This window comes from Senegalimassilia sp., assembly GCF_977052095.1.
In genome coordinates, this window is sequence record NZ_CDRSTZ010000064.1 from 1 (window position 1) to 8,828 (window position 8,828).

Here is an 8,828-nt window from a genome sequence, read left to right on the forward strand (position 1 = left end):
CGTGCCGCCTCGCAGAAGACCAGGTTCGCAAGGCGGCACGCCGCACGCGCACCGGCCAAACCGCCCACAACCGAACGCGCGCACAACAAAGGCCCGGCATATGCCGGGCCTTTTGCGTCCCTCCGATTACTCGAAGTGGTTGGCAGCTGTTTCCAGCTGCTCGATGATGTTGATGCTTTGCGGGCACATGGATTCGCACGCACCGCACTGGATGCAGTCGCTCGCGCGGCCCGGAGCCGCCTGCCAGCTGTACTGCTGCTTGGCGAACTCGGTGTTCTCCGTTTGGATTTCCAAGTTCAACAGGTTCATGATCTCGGGGATGGCAACCTGCTGCGGGCAATCCTTTACGCAGTAGCGGCAATTCGTGCACGGCACCGTAGGCATAGCGGCCAGCACATCGCGCGCCGCGTCAAGCGCCGCCTGTTCTTCGGCCGAAAACGCGCCACCGTGCTCACGCCATTCCGCTACGTTCTGTTTCACCTGGCCAAGCGTCGACATGCCCGAAAGCACCGTCATGACATTGGGCTGGTTGAAGCAGAAGCGGTACGCCCACGACACCTGGCTGAGGTCGGGGCGAGCGGCCAAAAGCGGCGCGGCCACGGCTTCGGGCAGATCGGCCAAACGACCGCCTCGTGCCGGTTCCATCACCACAACAGGCTTGTCATACTTGCGCGCGACCTCCATGTTGCGGCGCGCCTGGACAACAGGACTTTCCCAATCCAGATAGTTCACCTGCAGTTGGATAAAGTCCACCTCCGGATGCGCCTGCAGCAATTCCTCAAGCGTATCGGCGCCATCGTGCATGCTGAAGCCCACGTGGCGAATTTTGCCAGCCGCCTTCATCTCCTGCGCCCATTCCCACAAACCGAAGTCGTCGAACTTCTTCGTACGCTCGCCGCCTACGTTGTGCAACAGGTAGTAGTCCACATAGTCGGTGCCCAAACGCTCAAGCGACGTGTCCAGGCACGCCTTCGCTGTTTCGGCGTCGGGAAGCGCCCGGGCCAGGCACTTCGTGGCAATGGTGAAGTTTTCGCGCGGATAGCGCTCCACCAGCGCCTCGTGCAGCGCAACCTCAGACTGGCCGTTGTGGTACACGAATGCGGTATCGAAATACGTACCACCCGCCTGCATAAACGCGTCCACCATCTGTTTGACCTGCTCAACGTCAATAGCGGTGACGTCTTTGGGGTCGGTCAGCGGCAAGCGCATGCAGCCAAAGCCCAGCTTCGGCACCGTAGCGTATTCTTCTATCATGAAATGCTCCTCTCGTTGCATTTCATGATAGCCATTGGAGTCAGCTTCAAGTCAAGGCGCAGAAAATCGAAAGCGGCCGAGCATCACACCCGGTCGCTTTCGACTTTCACTTGTTATTCCTCGGGTTCAAGGGCGCCGGCAAGCACCTGCATGCGCGTTTCAACTTCCTCGATGATGCGACTGCAATCCTTCAGCTCGCTGCTTGCATCGATGCCGCGTACTTCGCTGACGGCCTTGTACTTCAGGTCGTGCTCAAGGCTGGCCCAAAAATCCATGGCCAGCGTACGCAGCTGAATCTCAACAGGAATGGACTCCTTCTTGTCCATGAAGAACACAGGGATGCGCACGATAACGTGCAAGCTGCGATACCCGTTAGGCTTCGGGGCGGCAATATAGTCCTTCACCTTCACGATTTCCAGATCGTCTTGCCTGTTGAGCAGCTCAAACAGGCTGTACACATCCTGAATGTACGGGCAGATAACGCGAATGCCCGCGATGTCTAGGATGTAGCGTTCCATGTTCTCAAGCGTGGGCTCGTAGCCGTAGCGTCCGATTTTCTCGTAAATGCTGGCCGGGCTTTTCAGGCGGCTTTCGATATGGTGAATGGGGTTGCGGTGCTTCTTCAGGTTCAAGTCCTGGTCAAGAATCTCCAAACGCACTTTCATCTCGCGCATGGCGGCCTTGTATTTCTGCATGATGGACATGGTTTCGACGCTGGCCTTGTGCAGCGTTTCCATGCTTTCCTGATTCACGTGCAGATCGCTGTTGACGTTGAATGCGTTCAGGTCGGGCACGTTCGGAATAGGCAGCTGTTTTTTCGCGCTATCGTCGATAGTGCGCCCCGCTAAATTGCCGGCGTTTGCGGCTTCACCGGTTATTGTCATGATCGATGGCTCCTTCATGGTGGCGTTTTGGACCCTCCGCGCCAAAACGCGCGCCGCGTTCCCTCCAAGAATGCGGCGCGAATTGTGTCGGAACCATCATACCCCACTGCAGGCGTGTTCGAGCCTTCTCCAGCGTTTAGAACCAAGCCGTTACCCTTCCCCATTTCCCCAAAATCCGAGGAATAGGGCGAATGCAGCCACAAAATGACCCGAGTGACAAAATGACCCGAGTGTGTAGCCGTTACCTGCGCTCCTGTTCCTTCGCAAGCTTCCACAGCTCGTTTTGCTGCTTCGTGCTTACGTCTTCAAGGCGAACGCCCTGCTCAAACGCCATCTGCTCCATGGCAGCCCAGCGCCCGCGGAACTTGCGGCAGCTTGCCCGCAACGCGTTCTCGGCGTTTACGCCCATGCGACGAGCAACGTTAACCATGCTGAACAGCACGTCGCCAAGCTCTTCCTCAATGCGCGCCATTGCCTCGGGGTCACCCTCCACCTTGCCGTTCGCCGCTTTCGGCGCCTGGCCATAGGCCTCGTTCAGCTCGTCGATTTCGCTTTCGACCTGGTCCCACACATCGGCGAGCGTATCCCACTCGAACCCGGCGGCGGCCGCCTTGCGCGAAATCTTCTGCGCCTGCATCAGCGCCGGAAAACTCACCGGCACCCCGTCAAGCAGCCCTGCCGGCTTCTCCAGCTCGCCATGATCGCCAGCATCTGCGGAGCCCGCCTGCGCAGCGTTCTCGTCCGCCGCCTTCTTTTCCGCCAGCTTCACCTGGTCCCACAGGCTCAGCACTTCGGCCGCATCCGTTGCCTCGCTAGTACCGAACACGTGCGGATGACGGCGCACCATCTTCGCGTTCACATCCGCCGCAACGTCATCAATGTCGAATTCCCCCTGATCAGAGGCAATCTGACTTTGCAACACCACCTGCAGCAGCACATCGCCAAGCTCTTCGCGAAGGTGCGCCGCATCGCCCGATTCAATTGCATCAACCGCTTCGTAGGCCTCTTCGATCATATTGTGCGCTATGGACTGATGCGTTTGCTCGCGATCCCACGGGCACCCGTCCGGCGCGCGCAACGCCGAAATCGTGGCGACGAAGCGGTCGAAGTCCTCGTGCCGCACGGGATGCGCCGCGCGCTCGAGCGCTTCCGAATGCTGCTGCTCCTGCTCCATGTGCCGCTCCTCTCAACACTAATGTTGTTTCCGCAAGTATACCCTTGCCCCGCGCGCATGCTTCCCACACGAGCATCGGGTATCATGAAGCCAACAACCCTTGCGAGAAAGAACGTCATGATCATCAACGTGCCAACCATAGACGACCCGCGCCTTGACGCCTACGCACGCCTGACGGAAGTGCAGCTGCGCAACAAGCTGGAACCCGAAAAAGGCATGTTTATCGCCGAATCGTCCAAGGTCATCGAGCGAGCCGTAGCCGGTGGCATGCAGCCGCTTTCGCTGCTTATGGAAGAGAAGTTCCTTACGGGCATGCAGCCCATTATCGACGAGATTTCCCGGCGCTACCCCGGTCTTGACCTGCCCGCTTTCATTCTGCCGCACGGACAGCTAAAGAAGCTGACAGGCTTTGAGCTTACGCGCGGCGCTCTGGGCGCGTTTCGCCGTCCCGTGCCCGCCAGCGTCGAGGACGTCTGTCGCGGGGCGCGCCGCGTTGCCGTGCTTGAGGACATCACGAACCACACGAACGTCGGCGCCATTTTCCGCAGCGCCGCAGCCCTGGGCATTGACGCCGTGCTGGTTACGCAAGCTTGCTACGATCCGCTGTATCGTCGCGCTGTGCGCGTTTCCATGGGCACAGTGTTTCAGGTTCCCTGGGCTCGCATCGGGGCCGACTCGGGGGCAACGGGCACCGGCTCGTGGGCGCACGACGGCATTCCGCTGTTGCACAGCTTGGGGTTCAAAACGGCCGCGCTGGCGCTTTCCGACAACTCCATCTCGCTTGACAACCCGCAGCTGGCAGCCGAGGAAAAACTCGCGCTTGTGCTTGGCACGGAAGGCGACGGCCTTGCGGCACACACCATCGCGAACTGCGATTACACCGTTCGGATCCCCATGGCGCACCAGGTTGACAGCCTCAACGTTGCGGCCGCAAGCGCTGTAGCTTTTTGGGAGCTGCGCGTCAGGTAGCGACGACTCGCACGCTTTGGTATCGCCACGCACACCACCGCCGGAATGGCAGCAAGCGCAAAACACCGTTGCAGTTTCCACCAGGAAGCCCCGCAACCCCGTATCGCGTACGGTGCGTTCACCCCATCAGCGCCCCCAACGGCGTCAAGAGTCGCCGCATACGCCACGCACCACGCCTATGCACAGGAAGACGTTGGCGAAGACGATGCCTCCCCCGCCCACCAGCATGCTGCGCCCGCCTTGTTCTCGGTAACGGATTGTCCCCATTTTCCCATTTTCTGTACAATTACCTACTCCCCTGATCTTGTTTCCGCTAACGTTATCGACCGTTATCGCACCCGATTATTCGGGTGCCTTTTATTTGTTCGAGGGAGAGGCGTGAAACCACCAACGCTGCGACGCCAAGCGCCCCACGAGTCCTTGCAGCGCATCGGCATTCCTCAGGCGCTGCTGTATCACCGATACGGCCAGCTGTGAATCGAGTCCTTTCGCGCCATCGGCCGCACGCCCGTCATAAGCGCCCCTACTGACCGCCACACCGTGGAGTGCGGCGGCTCACTATCGAACGACGAGTGCTGCCTTGCGTCGAAGATCTACCTGGGGCACGTCGAGTCGCTTATCGGCTCTTGCGACGACATCTTCGTTCCGTGCATCGACAACCTCGGGCACTTCAAATCCTTCTGCACGAAGTTCCAAGCGCTGCCCGACATGGTTGCCAACACGTTTGCCGAACAGTCGCCCATAATCGTATCGTGCCAGGTCAACGAAACAATTGAACACATTGGCATGCGCGACGCCTTTCTGGATTTAGCCGCACAATTCGCTTGCACCCCGCGCGAGGCGAAGCACGCCTGGAAGCAAGCGCTCCATGCGCAGCAGCAAAAGGAGGCCGCCGATGCTGCGCAGCAGCGCCAACTGCTGCAAAACGCGCCCGGCAACGGCATCACCGTCCTACTTGCAGCCCACCCTTATCTCGCTCACGACCCTTATATGGGCGGCGCCCTTTCCGACATGCTGGCGAACATGGGCGTCACGCTGCTGTACGCCGATTGCTACGACCGCAAACGGGCGCTGCAGTCCAGCTTTCAATTCTCAGATACCCTGCCCTGGATCGTGAACCGAGAAATCGTCGGCTCTATCATGAACCTGCATGACAGCGTTGACGGCATCCTGCTTGTCAGCGCCTTCCCCTGCGGCCCCGATTCCATGACCGACGACGCTATCATCCGCTGCATCAAGGGAAAGCCCGTGCTCAACCTTACGGTCGATGCTCAAACCGGTACCGCCGGCCTCGAAACGCGCATCGAAAGCTTCATCGACATCCTTCGCTACCAGAAACGAGGTGGGTACGTCCATGCAGCAAACTGACGACAACGACGCTGCTACTCAAGACCAGCAAGCGGAAAATCGCTCCGCGGGACCCCTTGTTACCGCAGGTCAAAAGCTTACCGAAGGCGCCCGAGGCGCACGCGTGGCCATAGGCGGCCAAAGCGGCCCGTTCAAGCTGCGTCCCGAGCGCAAAGCTACGAAGCGCGACAGGCACGCCCGCACCCGCGTTTCGTTCTTCCGCTACGGTTACTACGACACCGCGTTCAAGTTCTTCGTCGAGCACGTGCTCGACGCCGACTTCGTCAGCTTGCCCCCCGTCAACAAAACGCACCGTTGAACCGGGCAGCAAGCATTCGAGCGACTTTGTTTGCGCGCCGTTCAAGCACATCCTTGGCGACTATATCGAAGACCTTAAGCTTGGAGCAGACGTGCTGGTGCAATTCGCCGGCCCATGCCGCCTTGGTTATTACGACGAGCTGAAGGATTCCATCCTGCGCGACCTCGGTTACGAATTCGACATGCTGAACTTCGCCACCGTTACCGGCAAGCCGCTTAAGGAATACATCGAAGTTTGCAAACGCAAAATCAACCCGAACGTCAGCGTGCCCCACGACGTGGTCAACATGCTGGCAACTTTCAAGATGGTTGAATGTCTCGACGAAGCCAACGACTACTATCTGGCTAACGCCGCGTTCGAAGACAATCCCGGAGATTTCGAACATGCGCGCCAAGCCTATTTCGCCGACATGCGCAACGCCGCATGCGAAAAGGACATCGTTGCAGCCCAGAAAGCGGGTCTCGAGCGTTTTCGCGCCATTCCCTGCCACAAACCCGACAATCCCGTTCGCGTCGGGCTGGTCGGCGAATATTTCACCGCCGTCGACGAATCAAGCAATCTGGGCGTCGAAAAGAAGCTTCTGGGTATGGGCGTTGAGCTGCACCGCATGCTCAATATGACGAACCGTAATCTGCACTACAACGAGAAAAACCTGCGAGCAAGCGCCTCGGATTACATCACGTACGACATGGGACCGACGTCAAGCATGACCATTGTCGCCACGCTGAAGTACGCGCAAGAGGGCTTTGACGGCGTCATCCATATGAAATCCTCCGGCTGCACGCCCGAGATCGACTGCATGCCCGTGCTACAGCACATTAGCCGCGACATGCACATGCCCGTGCTGTATCTCAGCTACGATTCCCAAACAAGCGACACCGGCCTTGACACGAGCCTCGAAGCGTTTTACGGCATGCTCGCAATGAAGAAAGAGAAGCAGCGATGTCCGCAACACAACCCGAAACCGCAGAGCAGAAGCCTGAACGCGTTCCTTGGCATCGACATCGGTTCCATCTCCACGAAAGGCGTCATCATCGACAGCCAGCGCCAGATTATCGCACGTTCGTATCAATGGACTGAAGGCGACCCCGTCAACGCTTCACGACGTGTTATCGCAGAACTCGGCGGGCAAATCGACCAAAGCAAAGTTGCGGTACGAACAGTGGCAACAACCGGCAGCGCACGCCGCCTCGTTGGCGCCATGTGCGGTGCATCGGTAATCAAGAATGAGATTACCGCCCACGCCGTAGGCACCACGTTTCTGCACCCCGACGTTCGTACCATCTTGGAGATTGGTGGTCAGGACAGCAAAATTATCTGCGTAAATGGCGGCATCGCGGTCGATTACGCTATGAACACGCTGTGCGCGGCAGGCACAGGTGTCTTCCTTTCCAGTCAAGCCCATCGCCTTGGCGTAGAAGTAAAGCAGTTCGGCGAAATCGCGCTGACCTCGAAGAAGCACGCAAACATCGCAGCTCGCTGCACGGTATCCGCAGAAAGCGACCTGGTCCACAAAATTCAAGTAGGCTACGCACGCGAAGACATCATCGCCGGCCTGTGCAAATCCGTTTCCGTCAATTACCTCAACAACGTCGGCAAAGGCAAAAACATCATTACCCCCGTGGTATTCCAAGGTGGCGTATCCAAAAACGTCGGCATAGTAAAAGCGTTCGAGGACAAGTTGGGTACTACCGTCATCGTTGACCCCGACGGACACCTCATGGGCGCATTCGGAGCAGCACTCCTTGCAGCTGAAGAGCAGATATCTGCACGCAAGCCCGTAGAGGGCGATGCAACATCCTGCGCCATGAAATCCGGCGAACTCAACTTCGACGCTCTCCAAGAGTTCAATTTCGCAACCAGAACAATCGAATGCAACAAATGTGCAAACCACTGCGAGATCATCTGCATAAACCGCGACGGAAAACTCATCGACAGCTGGGGAAACCGCTGCGAAAAAGGCGAGCTAAAGCCACGCCACTAGCAAACCATAACTGGGTCAATATCCGATCATTCCCCAATATAAAAGGAACGAGCTGCAAGCCTGAAACTCGCAGCTCGTTCCCTATTTGAATTGAATCGACAAAGACGCCCCTCTTATGATGCTTATTTCGCAACAAGCACGGGAATCTTAGAACCAGCAAGAACCTTATGGCTGACGCTACCGGTATATTCTTTAAAACCGGAAAGACCGCGATTGCCAACAACGATCAAATCATAGCCGCGCTGCTCGGCAAGCCGCAGCAATTCGCTAGCAGGATTTGTGCCCGTAACCAAAAGCGTATCTGTGCGCTCAACCACATCATTAGCAAGCTCATCAGTGGCAGCAGCAAGAAGGTCTTCGCCATCAGACACCATCATGTCCAAGATGCTCTGAAAAGCAGCCATCTGATCAGCATTCAAAAGTGGAATGGGTACGACATACACCAACTCAAGATGAGCATTCTTGTTCACCTGAGCAATAGAAGCAGCCATTTCAAGCGCATGACGCGAACCATCGGATCCATCATAAGCAACCAACAACTTATCAACAGCCACACTAATCCCCTTCCCTCAGCATATTAAAAAGCTTGCACCCAATAAAATGAGTATACGCCAAGAAAGAGCACCAATCACTTCACAAAGCAATGACGAAACAGCCGGAAATCGGAAGGCCAACCAAGCAAAATTCTTCTACAAATAATGAAATAGCAATAAAGTCCAGAACGCGGAAAGGGACCTGTGAGCATTTAGACGCAGCAAAACGCAGAAGGGCCCGCGGGGGGATCCGGTCCCCCCGCGGGCCCTGCCGGCCTCCGCGGCCGCTCGCGCGCATAGAAAAGCGCCCTCCGCGAGCGCGACGCCCTGCCCTCCCGCAGCCTGGCGCTGCCGGACACGCGGC

General features: G+C 57.8%; 8 protein-coding genes. 4 read left to right on the top strand and 4 right to left on the bottom strand.

Annotated features, from left to right (window positions below):
* Window positions 1-126: 126 nt before the first annotated feature.
* The 3 genes from ACWI6D_RS08850 to mazG form a co-directional block, all read right to left on the bottom strand.
* Window positions 127-1,254 carry an aldo/keto reductase gene (locus tag ACWI6D_RS08850; protein WP_449134416.1) on the bottom strand — a complete coding sequence of 376 codons (1,128 nt, stop codon included), beginning with the start codon at window positions 1,252-1,254 and terminating at the stop codon, window positions 127-129.
* Window positions 1,255-1,367: 113 nt separating this feature from the next.
* Entirely contained in the window at window positions 1,368-2,138 is a 771-nt protein-coding gene (locus tag ACWI6D_RS08855) for a GTP pyrophosphokinase (protein WP_236648255.1), read from the bottom strand.
* Window positions 2,139-2,379: 241 nt separating this feature from the next.
* Window positions 2,380-3,312, bottom strand: coding sequence for a nucleoside triphosphate pyrophosphohydrolase (gene mazG / locus ACWI6D_RS08860; protein ID WP_449134417.1), 933 nt, complete (start codon window positions 3,310-3,312; stop codon window positions 2,380-2,382).
* 117 nt (window positions 3,313-3,429) lie between these two features.
* Between mazG and ACWI6D_RS08865 the strand changes: the two genes are divergently transcribed.
* From ACWI6D_RS08865 to ACWI6D_RS08880, 4 genes are all read left to right on the top strand, one after another.
* Window positions 3,430-4,281 (top strand): TrmH family RNA methyltransferase, encoded by an 852-nt coding sequence (locus ACWI6D_RS08865; RefSeq protein WP_288285181.1) that lies wholly within the window; start codon window positions 3,430-3,432, stop codon window positions 4,279-4,281.
* A 495-nt stretch (window positions 4,282-4,776) separates the two neighbouring features.
* Entirely contained in the window at window positions 4,777-5,649 is an 873-nt protein-coding gene (locus ACWI6D_RS08870; protein ID WP_449134421.1) for an acyl-CoA dehydratase activase-related protein, read from the top strand.
* The gene (locus ACWI6D_RS08875; RefSeq protein WP_449134418.1) at window positions 5,636-5,947 is read left to right on the top strand and encodes a hypothetical protein; all 312 of its coding nucleotides are present in this window, start codon (window positions 5,636-5,638) and stop codon (window positions 5,945-5,947) included. Before ACWI6D_RS08870 ends, ACWI6D_RS08875 begins: the two co-directional genes overlap by 14 nt.
* Before the next feature lie 91 nt (window positions 5,948-6,038).
* On the top strand, window positions 6,039-7,931 hold the full coding sequence (locus tag ACWI6D_RS08880; RefSeq protein ID WP_449134419.1) for an acyl-CoA dehydratase activase: 1,893 nt from the start codon (window positions 6,039-6,041) through the stop codon (window positions 7,929-7,931).
* 122 nt (window positions 7,932-8,053) lie between these two features.
* Here ACWI6D_RS08880 and ACWI6D_RS08885 read toward each other — a convergent pair whose 3' ends face one another.
* Entirely contained in the window at window positions 8,054-8,485 is a 432-nt protein-coding gene (locus ACWI6D_RS08885; protein ID WP_449134420.1) for a universal stress protein, read from the bottom strand.
* Between the last annotated feature and the right edge of the window lie 343 nt (window positions 8,486-8,828).